The organism is Pseudomonas siliginis (genome assembly GCF_024072275.1).
Taxonomy (GTDB): Bacteria; Pseudomonadota; Gammaproteobacteria; order Pseudomonadales; family Pseudomonadaceae; genus Aquipseudomonas; species Aquipseudomonas siliginis.
Map to the genome: position 1 here is coordinate 2680296 of NZ_CP099598.1, position 19417 is coordinate 2699712.

Consider the following 19417-nt stretch of genomic DNA (forward strand, 5'->3'; position numbering starts at 1 on the left):
CGCGCGATTATGCCTCAAGTCACGGGGTCGGGTTGCTCAACTTGCGAATCTTGCTCGCCAACACTTCCAGGACAAAAGGCTTGGCGACCATGTCCATGCCCTCTTCAAGAAAGCCCTGGCGCTCGGCAGCAATCTGCGCGTAACCGGTCATGAACAGCACTTTAAGGCCGGGACGATGCTGGCGCGCAATTTCCGCCAACTGGCGACCGTTCATGCCGGGCAGCCCGACATCGGTGACCAGCAGATCGACACGTTGCGCGGACTCGAACAAGGGCAGGGCGATTTTGGCGTTTGCCGCTTCGAAGGTTTTATAGCCCAGCTCCCTCAGCAGATCGAGCACCAGCATGCGCACCGCCGCGTCATCCTCGACCACGATTGCGGTTTCGCCAGAAGATGAAGCAGCAATCGGTTCGGCTTTCTTCACAGATGAGGTTTCCGGCGTCGGCTCAAGCAAGCGCGGCAAGTACAGGCGCACGCAAGTACCTTGCCCCGGCACGCTGTCGAGGCTGACGTGACCACCGGATTGCTGGGCGAAACCGTAGATCATCGACAGCCCGAGCCCGGTGCCCTGGCCGATCGGCTTGGTGGTGAAGAACGGATCGAACGCTTTGGAGCGAATTGACGGAGTCATGCCGGTGCCGTTATCGCTGACCGCGAGCATCACATATTCCCCGGCCTTGACCGGTTCGAGAATGGTGATGTCGCTGCTGTCGAGGTAGACGTTGGCAGTCTGGATCAGCAACGTGCCGCCTTCGGGCATCGCGTCGCGGGCGTTGATCACCAGATTGAGCAAGGCATTTTCCAGCTGGCTGACGTCGGTGCTCACCGGCCAAACGTCTTCGGGCAGGCGCAGTTGCAGGTCGATCGGATCGCCTTTGGTGCGGCGGATCAGATCTTCCAGCGAGTGCACCAGCTCATTGACGTTCAGTTGCTTGCGGTCCAGCGACTGGCGCCGCGAGAACGCCAGCAAGCGATGCGTGAGCGCCGCCGCGCGATTGGCCGATGACACGGCCGCTTCGGTAAAACGGCCGATCTCGTCGGCACGACCATTGGCGATGTAGCGCTGCATCAAGTCCAGACTGCCGATAATGCCGGTGAGCATGTTGTTGAAGTCGTGGGCGATGCCACCCGTGAGCTGGCCGACGGCTTCCATCTTCTGCGCGTGGCGCAAGGCATCTTCGGCGCGCTCGCGTTCGAACATCTCGTTCTGCAAACGCTCGTTGGCCTGAGCCAGTTGCTCGGTGCGCGCGCTGACCCGCTCTTCGAGGGTCTCGTTGAGATTACGCAGGGCTTCTTCGGTTTTCTTGCGCTCGGTCTCGTCGATGACAAAGATGTAGAAGCCGTTCACTGCACCGTCCGCACCATGTCGCGGCAGATAATTCATGAGGGCATGACGGGTGCTGCCGTCGCGGTGGGGGGTATAGAAACTGAAGGAACAGGCGCGTCCGGCCAGCGCTTCGGCGATGTACGGTGCACGCAGGAAATACGCCTCTTCGCCGATGACTTCGCGAATCTTGCGCCCGTACAACTCTTGCGGTGTAAGGCCGTACCAGTCGAGATACGCTGCGTTGTTCAAGCGAAAACGTTCTTCGGCGTCGACATAGCTGATCAGGATCGGCATGGCGTTGATGATCAACTGCAATTCGGTCTGGCTCTGACGCAGCGCTTGTTCGGTGTGTTTGCGTTCGGTCAGGTCCAGCGCCGCGCCGAGAAAGCGCATCGGCCGACCATGATGATCCTTGTAGCAACGCCCCCGCGCGAACACCCAGCGCAGCGTGCCATCGGCCTGCAACAAGCGATATTCCTCAGCGTACTCGGTGCCGTGGGTGATGCAGTGCTTGATGCCGCGCGCAACCATTGCGCGGTCTTCGGGGTGCACCCCGTGCATATATTCGCTGATCGGCAACTGCCCGGCCCTGGTCGGATCGACGCCGTGCAGTTCGGCGAAGTGCGCATCGGCGATGAAACGGTCTTCGCCAATGTCCCAATCCCAAGTGCCGACGGCGTCGGTGGCGGCGAGGGCCAGTTGCAGACGCTCCTCGGACTGACGCTGGGCCTTGAGGCTTTCTTCGGAACGACGCTGCAATTCCAGGGCAATGCGTCGGCGCTCGTTGGTTTCGATGGCAGTGATCAGAATCCCGGCCACCTGTGCGGTTTCATCGCGAATCGGGCTGTAGGTCAGATCCAGCCAGAAATCGGTTTTTTTGCCGTCCCGCTGCACGCTGAAACGCTGCTCGCTGAAGCTGCGCACCTGACCCTGCAGCACCGCTTGGTAGATCGGCTCGGCAAAATCCCGCACTTCCGGCCAGATCTCATGCGTTGGCTGGCCGAAGGCTTCGGGATGCTTGCTGCCGGCGAGCAGGGCAAAGCCATTGTTGTAGATCTGCGTGAGTTGCGGCCCCCACAACAGCAGCATCGGCATCGGCGAATGAATCACGATGTCCACCGCCGTGCGCAGGCTCTGCGGCCAGCTGCCGGCGGCGCCCAGCGGACTGCGGCTCCAGTCGGTGCGGGCGATCAGGGCCTGGGCGTCATCGGTGGTGGGTACAGCATTCATGTTTCAATCCTGAGCGTGGTTCGGTGAGACGGGGTCTATCATTGTTGCAGGAGCCGCGCCAAGCGTAGGCCAAATCTGCTCATTCAATGCTTCGCGGGTGCTTTCAGCCATGGAAATCGATGCACTGTTGTCAACATTGTCGCAAAAAAACGGTTCGGATCTCTTCCTTTCCACCGGCGCACCACCGAGCGCTCGCATTGATGGTGTGCTGACGGCGCTCAGCGATCAGCCATTCAAACCTGGCGAAACCGCGGCCATCGCCACCTCCCTGATGGACGCCGAGCAGCGCCGGGAGTTCGACCGGGATCTTGAAATGAACCTAGCAATCTCCCGAACGGGCGTCGGCCGGTTCCGGGTGAACATTTTCAAGCAGCGCAACGACGTTTCGATCGTTATCCGCAACGTCAAGCTCGACATCCCGCGGTTCGAAGACTTGAAACTGCCGCCGGTGTTGCTGGAAACGGTGATGCTCAAACGTGGCCTGATTCTTTTTGTCGGCGCTACCAGTTCGGGCAAGTCGACCTCCCTGGCGGCGCTCATCGATCATCGCAACCGTCACAGTGCCGGACACATTGTTACCATCGAAGACCCGATCGAATATATCCATCGGCACAAGCGCTCGATCATCAATCAGCGTGAGGTTGGCGTCGATACGCGCAGCTTTCATGCTGCACTGAAGAACACTTTACGCCAGGCACCGGACGTCGTCCTGATTGGTGAGATCCGTGACCGCGAAACCATGGAGCACGCGCTCTCGTTTGCCGATACAGGGCATCTGGTGTTGTCGACATTACATGCGACCAACGCCAATCAGGCGCTGGATCGCATCATCAATATGTTTCCCGAGGAGAAGCGCGAACAGCTTTTGCAGACATTGGGCAACAACCTCAAAGCGTGTGTCTCGCAGCGTCTGGTCCGCACTGTCGACGGGCAAAGGCGCGCGGCGGTCGAGATTCTTCTGGGCACGCCGACCATCGCTGATCTGGTCCGCCGCGGTCAGTTCGAGGAACTCAAACCGCTGATGGAAAAATCATTCGAACTCGGTATGCAGACCTTTGACGCAGCACTGTTTGCGCTGGTTGCAGAAGGTGCTGTCAGCGAGCAGGAAGCATTGAAGAATGCCGATTCGGTGAATAACCTGAAGTTGCGAATTAAACTTCAGCACGATCAAGCGAGTGTTAACAATTCAGGCGCCGGCGAGTGGGGTTTAATGGACTGAGTCAATGTATTTGAATGTATCGAGTGTCTCGGCTGCAACAACGCTTAATAATTAACTCGTGGTGCGCTTATATATGCTTGGGTAAAACGTCAGCAGCTGAATGGTCAGCGGGTTTTTTGATGAGGTTTTACCGTGAGTGAACTAAACAGAAATAAAGTATTCAGGCCGTCGAAAGTTGCGTTGGCTGAGTGGAAGTTTCGATCTGAAGCAGATGGTGCCGAGCGTGACATGGTTCTTCGGCATCTGGAAGAAGCGTTAACCAAGTACAACGATAATGAGAAGATCAACTGGTACGCGCATGAGATAGAGCTGGAGCCTGGATCCTCGCTGTATGAAATCTACAATCCCGGCAGACTTCTGCTTGACGAGTTGCTGAGTACCGGGCCAGTCATTGGTGCGCTTGCTCGGGAAAATGCGACCGATCACAACGGTTTGGTGCGGATAACACGGGAAGGCAAGATGGAAGTCCGTGCCGTCAGAGGTTGGGTTGATCTGGTTGCGGCGCAGCACTTTCAATTCAGTCAGCCAACACGCTCGACGGTAAGTCTGATAGCGGATATCGCTGCGGTAGCCGGCGGTTATATCTGGCCTGATCTTGATATAACCCTGGATCAGTGGTTCAAGTTTCATGAAATCGATCTGCCTGATACCAAGGCCAGGATCACTAACTTGGTCGGTTTGTTCAGGTTTTCACCGCAGGTCAAGGAGCCAGTCAACTATTGGGAGCATTTTCAGACAAATGATACGAGCCTGAATGCATTATCCGAAGAGCAATTTTCCGATATTCGTGGCGCTACCGCCAAGTTGATGCCAAGGCCCAAGCTGCTGTTGGCTTTGTATAACATTACAGGCCAGGCTGAGATAGCTCACGAGACGGCAGCGCAGCGCCTGATTGAATTTGTCGCCTATCCAATTTCGCTGAATCTTGCCAGAAGCTATATCAAAGAGCTGAACTGGTACGGAGTGAATGAAGGGCAAACGGTTTCCGAAAATATCCTTCGCCAATTGCTGATGACCGCAATATTGCTTGATCTGGATCCATCGATCGGTCATTGCCACTTGATCAATCGACGAGACCTTTATTCGCCTGACAACATAGAACGTCATCCGACAGAAATACTCGACGAGTACACCGCGTTTGTGCGCAGTAAAAACTGGGTAAATCCAGTATTGGCGCCGCTGGTGGCCCATCTTCTTCTGGCACGCGTCGCGCCTGAATTGCTGGTCAGAAAAATTCCGGCTGAGGTCAGACTCGGGTCGATTGCGTGGATCAATTTCTGTCGTGCAGTGGTATTGGTCGAGGCTGCAAAAACCGGGGCTTCGCGGGAACTGACCTATGCGCAGATCATTGCTTACGGCGAATTGCAGCCCGTGAGCGAAGCGCAGAAACACATGCGCGATCTGGCGCTGATCGACCCGATCGTCGAGTGGGCGCTGCTCAACCGGATTTTTTCAAGAGCCGAGCTCGAGCAGGCGGAAGAGGCTTGTACAAGGCTGGCTATTGAGGCGTTTGAGCACCACGCAGAGCAATTCGCCCAAACAGCTCGCGCTTTTTCGACCCCCTTGCCCAACCGTGCGGAAATTGCCCGCACTCAATTGAGAAAGGCTGCGCCGGGCTGCGACACACTGGACGAAAAGGCGCTGTCCGAGGTAGGCGGGCAGCAGATCATGTCCATGGTCGATCTGCATCAATCGGGCGACATGGTCACTGGCCAGTGGGACAGACGCACTGTGCGACTGATCGTCAACGGATTGCCGCAACCGGCCATCAATTACAACCCTTCAGGTGTCAGTCTTTACCAGCGTTATCCGCATCTGCTTACGCTTGAATCCTGTGAAGAGGAAATGGAGCGTCAACTGGCGGCGCATTTCAAAGAGCTGAACAGCGGCATGCTGACTGCCGTCAAACTGGCGTTGGCGCACATGCCGGAAGCAGATCTGCAGGTGTTCATGAATGCCGACATACATTTTTTCACCGTGCGCGGATCTGCGTCCTATGTCACTACCCGTCGGGCCGGCGGCCCTCTGAATGTGGGGCTCGAACAAGAAACACAACAAAGCAGAGATGCCGCCACAGGACGTTTCGGGGTTGTGATGTATACATCCCATGGAGATGCGGATCTTTGTTATGAGCTATTTACCTCGCGCGCAGAATCCCGAAAGAATGATGCCCTCGGTGCATTCATCAGGCGGGAGCGGAAGCTCCAGCAACGCTCGAGAATGAGCGCCAGTGCCAATATGACGCTGCCCCTGAGCAATACTGCAACTCAGAGCGTTCCGCTGAACATCAAGCGCTATACCCATGCCGCAGCCGAGGACGCTTCAATTACCAGCAGCATGGCGATCATCGATTACTTCGGTGCGCTGGAAGCACCAACGCGATCTTCACAATCGCAGCGCGGCTTCTATCAAAAATTCAATGAGCCGAACGTCGCGCGCATCGCCGGATTTCTCGCCGATAACCGACCGTTCCTGAACAAGAGTGAGCTCAGAGAACTCGTGCGTATACCGACACCGCTGGAACTCTCCAAAGATGAAGGCGAACGGTTGCTGACTTATTTCATCGACCTGATCGTGCCGTTCAAGAAGTGCATTGAGGACATCGTCTCGGGCGAACACAACAAGATGGTGGACGGGTTCTACGGTTGTTTGATGGATGGCATCGGGCTAGTGGGAACTGTCGCTGGCGCCAGCTCGAAAGTGTTGAGTATTTCCGCCAAGGCCATTTCCACTACCGCCAAGGCTGCAAGCTTTACCCGATTGGCGTTTACTTCAGCCATCTCGCTTTTTAACCCCTTCGACGGCGTGCCCTCTGGCCTGCAGAGCGGTGGGAAACTGGTACACAAGGGCTTGTTGCGTTTTAACAAAAACAGCCACGACCTGATTGCCAGGGCGAATAGCCAGTTGCACAAACTCACTGGTCGCCGGCAATCCTATGATCTGCTCGACGCCTCCAATTCTGCACAACTGGGGATGGGCAGTTGGCGACCACGCGGGTTCGCTGGCGACGCCATCAATGTATTGGCAGCCCGCACTGGCGACAAATGGTATGCGTTGAATCGTCGTGGCAATCTTTGGGGCAAAGCCCTGGACGGTTTCGCCTTTCACGCGCCGGTGCAACTGCCGTATTCACCGCGAACATTGCCGACGAGCTATACACGCCAGTTCGTCGAACACAGTCTGCCCCGTGCGCGGACCAAGATCGATAATGCCATCGAGGTGTTCCAGCGACATGACTTCAAGCGCGATCGCGAGTCGCTGATGAAGATTGTGTTCGGCAATGCCTCAGAGGTTTCCACTGATCGCCTGGTCAACTATCTGCGTTTGATCCGCTTCGACTTTGCGGGCTTTTCGATGAGCAACATGATTCTCGATGGCCTGAAAATCAACGACACACTCGCCTCGTTCGATGCCGACAACTACCAGCGCTGGAAAGATGCCGATGCGGGCGACAAGTCTGAAATCGCCTTCGTCGAAATCTACACGCGAAACCTCAACAGGCATTTCGTCAGTATGGGTTTCAACCACGACGTGGTCGCCGACGACCTGATTCATGAGCTGTTCCACGCCAGCGCGCAGACCGACGATGTCGGCTATGCCAGCGACGCCGTGCATGCCAGTGATGGCGGGCAGCGGCTGGACGTGAGCGAACTGATCAATCTGGGCGCCGGTTGCCTGGCGGCATCGGAGTCCGGCACTGACTGTCATGCGCCGTCGAGGGCCTTTGAAAACGCTGATTCACTCGCGCTGGCTACCTCGTTGCTGAGTCAATTGGCCACCGACAAGGCCACCTTCGATGAAAACATGTCGGTACTTCGCGGCGCACTGGAGGCCAGTGCTGGCAAAGCCATTGGCGAGCCGGTCGTCATCACCTTGAACAAACCTCGCTGACCCCAGGCACTGGCGTCACCCTGTCAGGTGAAACGCCAGTGCCTGCTTCACTCGGCCAGTTCCCGCCGATCCCGAAACTGCTCCAGCGCTTCGGGATTGGCCAGTGCGTCGGTATTTTTCACTGGCCTCCCATGCACGACATCGCGCACCGCCAGCTCCACGACTTTGCCGCTGATGGTGCGCGGTATATCGGTTACTGCGACGATGCGTGCGGGAACATGCCTGGGTGTGGTATTGGCGCGGATCACTTCGCGGATTCGCTGTTCAAGCCCTTCATCCAGCTCGACGCCGTCGCGCAAACGCACGAACAACACGACGCGCACATCCTCCTGCCATTGCTGACCGATGGCGACGCTGTCCAGCACTTCACTGATTTTCTCGACCTGCCGATAAATCTCCGCCGTGCCGATGCGCACGCCGCCCGGATTCAACACCGCATCCGAACGGCCATGGATCATCATTGCGCCACCGGACAATTGCTCGGCGTAATCACCCTGCGCCCATACACCGGGGAACTGGCTGAAATAAGACTGGTGCAGTTTTGAGCCGTCGGGGTCATTCCACAAGCCGATCGGCATCGCCGGGAAGTGCCGCGTGCAGACCAGTTCACCTTTCTCACCGATCACCGGCTGGCCAGCGTCGTTCCACACCTCGACGGCCATGCCCAAGCTCTTGCCCATGATTTCCCCGCGCCGTACCGCTGACAGCGGATTGCCATTGACGAAGCATGAAACGATGTCGGTGCCACCGGACATCGAGGCCAGACACACCTCGGTTTTGAAGTCGCGATAAACGAAATCGTAGCTTTGCGGTGACAAAGCCGAGCCTGTGCACAGCAGGGTTTTCAAACTACTCAAGTCATGACTTTCGCGGGGCTTGGCGCCGCTGCTTTCCAGCGTCGCGAGGAATTTCGGACTGGTGCCAAACACGCTGATGCGTTCATCGTCGATCAGGTCGAGCAGGCGCTGGTGATCCGGGTGGAACGGCGAGCCGTCGTAGAGCACCACGGCGCTGCCAACCGCGAGCGCTGAAACCAGCCAGTTCCACATCATCCAGCCGCAGGTCGTGTAATAGAACAAGCGATCACCGGGACCGAGGTCGCAGTGCAAACCATGTTCCTTGACGTGTTGCAGCAGCACGCCGCCGGTGCTGTGGACGATGCATTTCGGCACGCCAGTGGTGCCGCTGGAGTACAGCACGTAGAGCGGATGATTGAACGGCACCGGGGTGAAAACCGGTTCGCCGCCGGGTTGATAGAAGTCTTCCCACAAGCAGACATCAGCGTGGGTTTGATAATCCTCGATGCGCGCTTGCGGAAGGGCGTACGGGACGATGATCAACTGCTGCAGTGACGGCAGTTGTGCAAGGATTTCGTTGAGCTTGGCGGTCTGATCCAGGGTTTTTCCGGCGTATTGATAACCGGCACAGGTGAGCAGCACTTTCGGTTCGATCTGGCCAAAGCGATCGATCACGCCGTGGGTGCCGAAGTCGGGCGACGAGCAGGACCAGATCGCGCCGAGGCTGGTAGTGGCCAGCATCGCCACCAGGGTTTGCCAGGTGTTGGGCATGCACGCCGCCACGCGATCACCCCGGCCAACGCCCGCCGCGCGCAGGCTCGCCTGAAACCCGGCGACCTGTTCGGCCAGCTCGGCCCAGGTCAGTTGTTCGCGCTGACCATTCTCTGCAACTGCGACCACGGCCACGGCATCGTCGCGTCGGCGCAACAGGTGTTCGGCGAAGTTCAGGGTCGCGCCGGGGAACCACTCGGCGCTGGGCATTTCTGCACCTTCACGCAAGACGGCGTCGGGCTGAGTGTGGAAGCGGATGTCGAAGAAATCGACGATCGCCTGCCAGAACGCCGGGCGCTGATCGATGCTCCATTGGTGCAGGGCAGGGTAGCCGTCGAGCTTGAGCGAATGCCGCTGATTGATATCGCGCCGGAAGGCATCCATACGCGAACCGGCGATACGCTGGGTGTCGGGTTGCCAGAGAATGTCGGACATGGGCTTGCCTCTTCTTATCGGATTCGTACAGGCCAGGGAGATCATTCCCTGTGGGAGCGAGCCTGCTCGCGAAAGCGTTGTCTCAGTATCCCGAACTGTGTCTGATAAACCGCATTCGCGAGCAGGCTCGCTCCCACAATGGCCAGGTGTTTATTGCGCCAGCCAGCCACCATCAATGTTCCACGCCGCGCCGCGCACCTGGCTGCCGGCTTCGCTGCACAAGAACAGCACCAACTCACCCAGATGCTGCGGTGTGACAAACTCCAGCGAGGGCTGTTTTTCCGCCAGCAGATCATGCTGCGCCTGCTGCGGATCGACCCCCTTGGCCGCGCGATCGTCGATCTGCTTCTGCACCAGCGGCGTCAACACCCAGCCCGGACAGATCGCATTGCAGGTGACATTGCTGGTCGCGGTTTCCAGCCCGACCACTTTGGTCAGGCCGATCACGCCATGCTTGGCGGCGACGTACGCGGCTTTGCCGGTGGAGCCGACCTGGCCATGTACCGAGGCGATATTGATGATGCGCCCCCAGTTCTTGCGGCGCATGCCCGGCAGACTCAAACGGGTGCTGTGGAACACCGATGACAGGTTGATCGCAATGATCGAATCCCAGCGCTCAACCGGAAACTCTTCTACCGCCGCAACGTGTTGAATGCCAGCGTTGTTGACCAGAATGTCGACGCCGCCAAACTCGCGCTCGGCGTAGGCGACCATGTCGGCAATCTGCGCCGGGTCGCTGACATCGGCGGGATGATGGCCGACCTTGCCGCCGAACTGAGCGACTTCGGCGATCACCTTCGAAGCATCGCCGAAGCCATTGAGAATCAGGTTGGCGCCAGCTTTCGCGAGAGTCAGCGCGATGCCCAGGCCGATACCGCTGGTGGAGCCGGTCACCAAAGCTGTCTTGCCGGAAAGAGTGGTCATGAATACCTCACACAATGCCAGTGGCGTAGAAAGTGCCGATCACCACGAAAACCGCGAGGGTCTTGATCAGCGTAATACAGAAAATGTCTTTGTAGGCTTCGCGGTGGGTCAATCCGGTCACCGCCAGCAGGGTGATCACCGCGCCGTTGTGCGGCAGGGTGTCCATGCCGCCACTGGCCATCGCGGCCACGCGGTGCAGCACTTCCAGCGGGATATTCGCCGCGTGCGCCGCGCTGATGAACTGCTCGGACATCGCCGCCAGCGCAATGCTCATGCCGCCCGAGGCCGAACCGGTGATGCCGGCGAGCAGCGTCACGGTGATCGCTTCGTTGACCAACGGATTGGGAATCTGCTTGAGCCAGTCGGCCAGCACCAAAAAGCCCGGCAGCGAAGCGATTACCGCACCAAAGCCGTATTCCGACGCCGTATTCATGGCCGCGAGCAACGCACCGCTGACCGCGCTTTTGCTGCCTTCGGCGAGCTTGCTTTTAATCGCCTTAAAGCCGAACGCCAGCACCATAAGGATGCCGACCAGCAACGCCGCCTGCACCGCCCAGATCGCCGTGAGCTTGGCGATTTCGGTAGTGACCGGCGCGGCCATGCCCGGCAGTGCGAGGCTGTGGGTCTTGCCATACCACTGCGGAATCCACTGGGTGAACAGCAGGTTCATGATGCCCACGGCCAGCAATGGCGACAGGGCAATCCACGGGTTGGGCAGCTTCAGGTCTTCGGCAGTTTCCGGTTCGTTGCGCAGTTCAGTGCCGTAGCCTTCGCCGGCACGTTGCGCCTTGTTGCGTTGGCGCTGCAGAAACAGCATGCCGGCGCAGAACACGAAAATCGTGCCGATCACACCCAGCCACGGCGCCGCCCATGCGGTGGTGTTGAAGAAGGTGCTGGGAATGATGTTCTGGATCTGCGGCGTGCCGGGCAGGGCGTCCATGGTGAACGAGAATGCACCGAGGGCAATGGTCGCCGGAATCAAACGCTTGGGGATATTGCTCTGGCGGAACATCTCCGCTGCAAACGGATAAACGGCGAAGACAACGACGAACAACGACACGCCGCCATAAGTGAGCAGGGCGCACACGAGCACGATCACCAGCATTGCTTGTCTGGTGCCGAGCAGTCGAATCGCAGCGGCCACGATCGAGCGTGAGAAACCCGACAGCTCGATCAGCTTGCCGAACACCGCGCCGAGCAGGAATACCGGGAAGTAGAGCTTGATGAAACCGACCATCTTGTCCATGAACACCCCGGTGAACGCGGGGGCAACGGCGGACGGATCGGTCAGCAGCACCGCGCCGAGAGCAGCGATCGGGGCGAAGAGGATGACGCTGTAGCCACGGTAGGCGGCGAGCATCAGCAGCGTCAGGGCTGCCAAGGCAATGATCACACTCATGGTGTGTCTCTCCAGATTGTTATTTTTGTGGGTGAAACGGGTGTGGAGAGTGGGTTAGCGAGATTTGTGCCAATCTTCTAACTGTTTGAAATATAAGGAAATTAGATCTCGGTCGAGTTCTCGAAGCTGTTTTTGTCTCTTAGTTGAGATTTTCTTTGAATGGGCCGGAGCCTTCGCGAGCAGGCTCGCTCCCACATTTGACATGCATTCCCCTGTGGGAGCGAGCCTGCTCGCGAAGCTTTTGTTTTGTCTTCATACAGAGATTCGATATCTCTTTATGTAGACTCGGCAATCCCCAGCGCAGCCATTTTCTTGTACAGCGTCGAACGGCCCAGCCCCAACCGAGCCGCAGCCTCCGGCACTTTCCCCGCGCATTGCGCCAGGGTCGATTCGATCAACTGCCGATCAAAGCGCGCCCGCGCCTGCGCGAATGTATCCCGAGCCGATGCGTGCGTGCTCGGCTCGGACGTTCGCTCAACCGGAGTAAACGTGCCAATCGCGCCGCGAATATCCTGCTCAGTCAGCATCAGATCATCACTGAGCAACGCCGCCCGCTCCAGCACATTGCGCAACTCACGGATGTTGCCCGGCCAGGCATGCTGGCCGAGCAACGCCAGCGCATCGCGGTGCAGTTCATGCTGGCTGCGCAGTTCTTCGAGAATCGCCTCGCTCAGCGCCGGCAGATCATCGAGACGTTCGCGCAGCGGCGGCACCTGGATCGGCAGCACATTGAGGCGGTAGTACAAATCGGCGCGAAATTCGCCGCGCTTGATCGCTGCCTGCAAATCCGTCGACGTCGCGGCGATTACCCGCACATCGCTCTGAATCACTTCATTGGAGCCGACCGGCTCGAACTCCTTTTCCTGCAACACGCGCAACAGTTTGCTTTGCAGCGGTAGCGGCATATCGCCGATCTCGTCGAGAAACAGTGTGCCACCCTGAGCGATTTGTAATTTACCGGTGCGGCCCTTGCGGTCAGCGCCGGTGAAGGCGCCGGGTGCCGTGCCGAAAAATTCGGCTTCCAGCAGCGCCTCTGGAATTGCCGCGCTGTTGATACTGACGAAGGCTTTGTGCGCGCGCGGCGAAGCGCTGTGAATGGCTTGTGCGAGTAACTCTTTGCCAGTGCCGGTTTCTCCCAGCAGCAACACGGGCGAATCAGCGCTGGCGCTTCGTCGCGCACGTCGTTTGACTTCGAGGCTGGCAGCGCTGGTACCGATGAAGTGGGCGAAGTTGTATTTGGTCTGCCGCGCACGCAGCAGTGAGCGGGTCGAGGCCAGTTCCTCCTGCATGCTCAGGTAACGCTTGAGCATCGGCGACAGCGTGCGCAACTCGTCGAACAGGGCAAAACCGATGGCGCCGATCACGCTGCCTGCATCGTCGTGGATCGGCAGGCGCATCACCACCAGCGGCTCCTTTGGCGTGTCCTGCATGTCCAGCAGAATCGGCCGACCGGTGCGCACCACCTCGCGCAGCAGGCTGCCGGGGATCACGCTTTCGCAGGGCTTGCCGATAGCGCCTGCCGCCGATTCGAGACCAAAGCGCCGGGCATAGCGTTCGTTCATCCAGACGATGTTCGCATCGCGATCGACAATCACCGTGCCTTCGCTGGATTGCTCGATGATCTCGAACAGCGAACGGATCGCCAGGGTGCGTACCCGTTGGTAGTCCTTGAGGCTTTCGGTGGTGTTCATGGAGGCTGATCCTGATTGTTTGTTGCCGGTACCGATCCCTTCGCGAGCAGGCTCGCTCTCACAGGGGCCTGCATTCCAAATGTGGGAGCGAGCCTGCTCGCGAATGCCGCGCCGCGAATTAGCAGAAAAAAACCTACCCCGGATGCGCCGCCGCCAACAGCTCTTTGGTGTAGGGATGCTGCGGGTTGTCAAATACGTCGTGACTGGCACCACGCTCGACCACCTGACCGTCCTTGATCACGATCATGTAGTGTGCCAAAGCGCGCACCACCGCCAGATCATGGCTGATAAACAGGTAGGTCAAACCGTATTTCTCCTGGAGATCACGGAGCAGGGCGACCACTTGTTTCTGCACGGTGCGGTCAAGTGCGGAGGTTGGCTCATCGAGCAGGATCAGCGCGGGTTTGAGCACCAGAGCCCGGGCGATGGCGATGCGTTGGCGTTGGCCGCCGGAAAATTCATGCGGGTAGCGATGGCGGCTTTCCGGGTCGAGGCCGACTTCCTTGAGCACGCGAATCACTTGCTCATCACATTCATTAGCGGTCGACTCGCAATGCACTTCCAGACCTTCGCTGATGATCTGTGCCACCGACATGCGCGGGCTCAGGCTGCCAAACGGGTCCTGAAACACCACCTGCATCTGCCGCCGCCACGGCCGCAGCTGCTTTTGATTGAGGCCGTCCAGCGCTTCGCCCTGAAAGCGAATGCTGCCCTCGGAATCCAGCAAGCGCAGGATCGCCTGACCCAGCGTCGACTTGCCCGAACCGGATTCGCCAACAATGCCCAAGGTCTTGCCGCGCTGAATATTCAGACTGATGCCATCGACTGCGCGCAGATACTGCTTGCGCCTGAACAGCCCGCCGCCGACCTGGAAATCGACGCGCAGGTCAGCGACTTCCAGCACATTTTCACGTTCGTCACGGGGCAGGGCTTCACCTTCCGGCTCAGCGTTCAACAGCACGCAGCTGTAAGGGTGTTTGGGTTCGGTGAACAGGGTTTCGCAGGGTGCCTGCTCGACGATCTCGCCAGCCTTCATCACACACACCCGCTGCGCGATGCTGCGCACCAGGTTGAGATCGTGACTGATCAGCAGCAGCGACATGCCGAGCCGCTGTTGCAGGGACTTGAGCAGCAAGAGAATCTTGCGCTGCACGGTGACATCCAGCGCCGTGGTCGGCTCGTCGGCAATCAACAACTCCGGTTCGCAGGCCAGGGCCATGGCGATCATCACCCGTTGCCGTTGCCCGCCAGAGAGCTGATGCGGATAGGCTTTCAACCGTTCCTTGGGCTTTTGAATGCCGACCAGTCCGAGCAATTCGAGAATGCGCTGCTGCGCTTGCTTGCCGCCGAGGCCGCGGTGCAGCAACAGGGTTTCGCCGATCTGCTTTTCAATGGTGTGCAATGGATTGAGCGAGGTCATTGGCTCCTGAAAGATCATGGCGATGCGATTGCCGCGCAGTTCTCGCAAGACCTTCGGATCAGCACCGAGCAGTTCCTGCCCGCGATAGCGGATGCTGCCACGGGTTTGCGCCTCGCCCTCAGGCAGCAGTTGCAGGATCGAATGCGCGGTCACCGATTTCCCCGAGCCCGATTCGCCGACCAGAGCCAGGCACTCACCGGGGCGGATATCCAGGCACAGGTCACGCACCACAGTCTGACCATGGAAGGCGACATTGAGGTTGCGGATTTCAATCAGGTTTTCAGTCATGGTCACGCTTCAGGATCGAGGGTCAAAAGCGTCACGTAACGCTTCGCCGATGAATACCAACAAGGAGAGGATCAGCGCCAGGGTAAAGAACGCGGTCAACCCGAGCCACGGTGCTTGCAGGTTCTGCTTGCCCTGACCGATCAGTTCGCCCAGCGAAGCGCTGCCGGCCGGCATGCCGAAGCCGAGGAAATCCAGCGCGGTCAGCGTCGAAATCGCCCCGGTCAAAATGAACGGCAGGTAGCTGAGCGTCGCATTCATTGCGTTGGGCAGGATGTGCCGGAAGATCACCTTGCGGTCAGTCAGGCCCAGGGCACGTGCGGCTTTGACGTACTCCAGATTGCGCCCGCGCAGGAACTCGGCGCGCACCACGTCCACCAGCGCCAACCAGGAAAACAGCGCCATGATCCCCAGCAGCCACCAGAAATTCGGCTCGACGAACCCGGAGAGGATGATCAGCAGATACAACACCGGCAGCCCCGACCATACCTCCAGCACGCGTTGTCCGAGCAGGTCGACCCAGCCACCGTAATACCCCTGCAATGCGCCGGCGGCGATACCGATCAGCGCACTGACAAATGTCAGCATCAAGGCAAACAGAATCGACACCCGAGCGCCAAAGATGACCCGCGCCAGCACATCGCGCGCCTGATCGTCGGTGCCCAGCCAGTTCACCGAAGTTGGTGGGCTCGGCGCCGGTTTGTTCAGGTCATAGTTGGGCGTGTCATCGCTGAACGGAATCGGCGGGAACAGCAACCAGCCGCCGTCCTTGCGAATCAGATTCTGCACGTACTCGCTGCGATAATCGGCCTGAAACGGCAGTTGCCCGCCGAACTCCTGTTCGGTATGGCGCTTGAACACCGGGAAGTACCACTGGCCCTGATAACTGACCATCAACGGTTTGTCGTTGGCGATCAACTCGCCACCCAGCGTCAGGATGAACAGGCCGATGAACAGCCACAGCGACCACCAGCCACGACGGTTTTTCTTGAAACGTTCGAAACGGCGACGACCCAAAGGCGAGAGCTTGAACATCAGGCATTCCTCGCGGCGAAGTCGATACGCGGGTCGACCAGGGTGTAGCACAGGTCGCCGATCAGTTTTATCAGCAGGCCGAACAGGGTGAAGATGAACAGTGAACCGAACACCACCGGATAATCCCGTGATACCGCTGCTTCGTAACTCATGCGCCCAAGGCCATCGAGGGAGAAGATCACCTCGATCAGCAGCGAGCCGGCGAAGAACACACTGATGAACGCCTGAGGTATCCCCGAGACCACCAACAGCATGGCATTGCGAAACACGTGCCCGTACAGCACGCGGCGTTCGCTCAAGCCTTTGGCGCGGGCCGTTACTACGTACTGTCGGGTGATTTCATTGAGGAACGAGTTTTTTGTAAGGATCGTCAGCGTCGCGAATCCACCGATCACCAGCGCCGTGACCGGGAGCACCAGATGCCAGAAGTAATCGGCGATCTTGCCCAGTGTCGACAGCGATTCGAAGTTGTCCGACACCAGCCCGCGCACCGGAAACCAGTTCAGCGAAGTGCCGCCGGCGAATACGACGATCAGGAACATCGCGAACAGAAACGCCGGCATGGCGTAACCGATGATGATCGCCGTGCTGCTCCAGATATCGAAATGGCTGCCGTGGTGCACAGCCTTGCGGATGCCCAGCGGGATCGACACGAGATAGGTGATCAGCGTCGCCCACAGCCCGAGCGAAATGGTCACCGGCATTTTTTCCAGAATCAGGTCGGTGACTGTCGCGCCACGGAAGAAGCTCTTGCCGAAGTCCAGTTGCGCGTAATTCTTCAGCATCAGCCACAGACGCTCGTGGGCCGGTTTGTCGAAGCCATACTGCTTTTCGATGTCCTTGATCAGCTGCGGATCGAGGCCACGGCTGGCGCGCGAGGCAGTGCTCGAGGTCTCGCTGGCACCGCCGCCGACACTGGCGCCGCCAATGCCTTGCAGGTGGGCGATGGCCTGTTCCACTGGTCCGCCGGGCGCGGCCTGAATGATCACGAAATTGACCAGCAGGATGATCACCAGCGTCGGAATGATCAGCAGCAGGCGCCGCAGTATGTAACCCCACATCAGTGCGGCCCTCCGGGTCTGCTGCGACTGATTTTCTCGGCGGTCATTTGCTGATTGGTCAGCGGCGTGCGGCTGATTTCCCACCAGCTCTCGATGGCTTCGTCATTGCTCGCCTGCACCGTGGGAATGCCGAAGCGGTTCCACCACACGGTCGAGGTGCCCGGCGGGTAATAGTTGGGAATCCAGTAATAGTTCCATTGCAGCACCCGGTCCAGCGCATGGGCGTAATGCAGCATGTCTGATTGGGTCGAGGCGCGGATCAGGCCGTTGATCAAAGTGTCGACTGCCGGATTTTTCAGCACCATGTAGTTGTTTGCGCCCGGATCGTTGGCCGCTGCCGAGCCGAAGTAGTTGAGCAATTCCCCACCCGGAGAAGTGGTAACGGGATAGCCGGTGACGATCATGTCGTAGTCGCGGCTCATCAGGCGATTGACGTATTGCGAGGCGTCGATGCGGCGGATATTGAGCTCGATGCCGATCTGTTTCAGCGTGCGCTTGTAAGGCAACAGCAGGCGATCCATGCCATTCTGGCTGACCAGAAAAGTGAAGCTCAGCGGTTCGCCGGCGCTATTGACCAACTGGTCGCCATCCGGTTTCCAGCCGGCCTGCTCGAGCAGTTGCAGGGCTTGCAACTGCTTGTCACGGATGATGCCGCTGCCATCGGTCTTCGGCGCTTCGAAGACTTCAGTGAACACTTCTTCGGGAATCTGATCGCGCAGTGGTTCAAGGATTTTCAGTTCCTGTGCGTCGGGCAACTGTCGGGCGGCGAGGTCGGTGTTGGAGAAGTAACTCTGCTGGCGGATATAGACGTTACGCATCATCTGCCGGTTGCTCCATTCGAAATCCCAGAGCATCGCCAGTGCCTGGCGCACGCGGCGGTCCTGGAACATCGGCTTTTGCAGGTTGAACACGAAACCCTGGGCCGATTGCGGCGCTTCAGTGGCGAGGTGGGCTTTCTGCAAACGGCCATCGCTGAGGGCAGGGCTGTCGTAGCCGATCGAATAGCCGGTCGCGGAAAACTCGCGGTTGTAGTCATAGGCGCCACCACGCAGCACCTGGCGGGCGACATCGGTGTCGCCGAAATACTCGATGCTGAAATGGTCGAAGTTGTACAGGCCGCGGCTGACCGGCAGGTCCTTGCCCCACCAGTCGCCATTGCGTTCGAACGTGATACTGCGCCCGGAGTCGACCTTGCCAACCCGGTACGGCCCGCTGCCCAGCGGCGGTTCATAACCACCGCCGCCGGCGAAATCGCGGCTCTTCCACCAGTGTTCGGGGAATACCGGCAAGGTCGCGATGTCCAGCGGCAAAGTTCGGTTTTCGTTGCTTTTGAAGTCGAAGCGCACGGTCAGCGGTGCCTCGATTTCGACGCCTTTGACGTCGGCAAACTGGGTGCGATAACGCAGGCTGCCCTGGGTCATCAGCAGGTTGTAGGTGTAGCGCACGTCTTCGGCGGTAATCGGTTTGCCATCGGCAAAGCGCGCCTTCGGGTTGATGAAGAAACGTAGCGAAAGACCGTCGTCCGAACGTTCCATCTTCTGCGCAACCAGACCATAGACGGTGTAAGGCTCGTCCAGCGAGCGTTGGGCCAGCGGCGAGTACAGCAGGCCGTCGATCTGCGTCACGCCGATGCCTTTGTCTATATAAGGCAGCAAATGGTCGAAGTGGCCGATCTCGATGGCCGAGCGCCGCATCGTCCCGCCCTTCGGCGCTTGCGGATTGGTGTAGTCGAAATGGCTGAAACCGGCGGGGTATTTGGCCGGTTCGCCGTAAACGGTCAGTGCGTGTTGCGGGGCAGCGTTCACGCCAGCGGCGCCAATGAGAAAGGCGAGGGCGGTGAGCATCAGTGTGGGAAAAACCAGTCGCATCGTCAGCCTTGGAACGCAAAATCGATAAGCGCAAGTTGTACGCGAGCCGCGCGCCACTCGCCAG

The 19417-nt window shown here is 58.9% G+C and carries 11 protein-coding genes; 2 read left to right on the top strand and 9 right to left on the bottom strand.

The features are described 5' to 3' along the window. Positions 1-19 precede the first annotated feature (19 nt). Positions 20-2557 carry a PAS domain-containing hybrid sensor histidine kinase/response regulator gene (locus NF676_RS12470; protein WP_252887814.1) on the bottom strand — a complete coding sequence of 846 codons (2538 nt, stop codon included), beginning with the start codon at positions 2555-2557 and terminating at the stop codon, positions 20-22. A gap of 109 nt (positions 2558-2666) precedes the next feature. Between NF676_RS12470 and NF676_RS12475 the strand changes: the two genes are divergently transcribed. Next, on the top strand, positions 2667-3776 hold the full coding sequence (locus NF676_RS12475) for a PilT/PilU family type 4a pilus ATPase (RefSeq protein ID WP_252887815.1): 1110 nt from the start codon (positions 2667-2669) through the stop codon (positions 3774-3776). Positions 3777-3908: 132 nt separating this feature from the next. Continuing rightward, entirely contained in the window at positions 3909-7667 is a 3759-nt protein-coding gene (locus tag NF676_RS12480) for a hypothetical protein (protein ID WP_252887816.1), read from the top strand. 47 nt (positions 7668-7714) lie between these two features. Here NF676_RS12480 and NF676_RS12485 read toward each other — a convergent pair whose 3' ends face one another. From NF676_RS12485 to NF676_RS12520, 8 genes are all read right to left on the bottom strand, one after another. After that, a complete protein-coding gene (locus NF676_RS12485; protein ID WP_252887817.1) occupies positions 7715-9670 on the bottom strand; it encodes an acetoacetate--CoA ligase in 1956 nt (651 codons plus the stop codon). Positions 9671-9820: 150 nt separating this feature from the next. Continuing rightward, a complete protein-coding gene (gene hbdH / locus NF676_RS12490) occupies positions 9821-10594 on the bottom strand; it encodes a 3-hydroxybutyrate dehydrogenase (protein WP_071172267.1) in 774 nt (257 codons plus the stop codon). Positions 10595-10601: 7 nt separating this feature from the next. Further along, positions 10602-11993 (bottom strand): GntP family permease, encoded by a 1392-nt coding sequence (locus NF676_RS12495; protein WP_041478724.1) that lies wholly within the window; start codon positions 11991-11993, stop codon positions 10602-10604. A 275-nt stretch (positions 11994-12268) separates the two neighbouring features. Further along, positions 12269-13684 carry a sigma-54 interaction domain-containing protein gene (locus NF676_RS12500; RefSeq protein WP_252887818.1) on the bottom strand — a complete coding sequence of 472 codons (1416 nt, stop codon included), beginning with the start codon at positions 13682-13684 and terminating at the stop codon, positions 12269-12271. 133 nt (positions 13685-13817) lie between these two features. After that, the gene (locus NF676_RS12505) at positions 13818-15392 is read right to left on the bottom strand and encodes an ABC transporter ATP-binding protein (protein ID WP_252887819.1); all 1575 of its coding nucleotides are present in this window, start codon (positions 15390-15392) and stop codon (positions 13818-13820) included. Between the two features lie 9 nt (positions 15393-15401). After that, positions 15402-16424 (bottom strand): ABC transporter permease, encoded by a 1023-nt coding sequence (locus NF676_RS12510; protein WP_041478730.1) that lies wholly within the window; start codon positions 16422-16424, stop codon positions 15402-15404. Next, the gene (locus NF676_RS12515) at positions 16424-17485 is read right to left on the bottom strand and encodes a microcin C ABC transporter permease YejB (RefSeq protein WP_041478731.1); all 1062 of its coding nucleotides are present in this window, start codon (positions 17483-17485) and stop codon (positions 16424-16426) included. The genes NF676_RS12510 and NF676_RS12515 overlap by 1 nt, the downstream gene beginning before the upstream one ends. Then, the gene (locus NF676_RS12520; RefSeq protein WP_252887820.1) at positions 17485-19353 is read right to left on the bottom strand and encodes an extracellular solute-binding protein; all 1869 of its coding nucleotides are present in this window, start codon (positions 19351-19353) and stop codon (positions 17485-17487) included. The genes NF676_RS12515 and NF676_RS12520 overlap by 1 nt, the downstream gene beginning before the upstream one ends. Between the last annotated feature and the right edge of the window lie 64 nt (positions 19354-19417).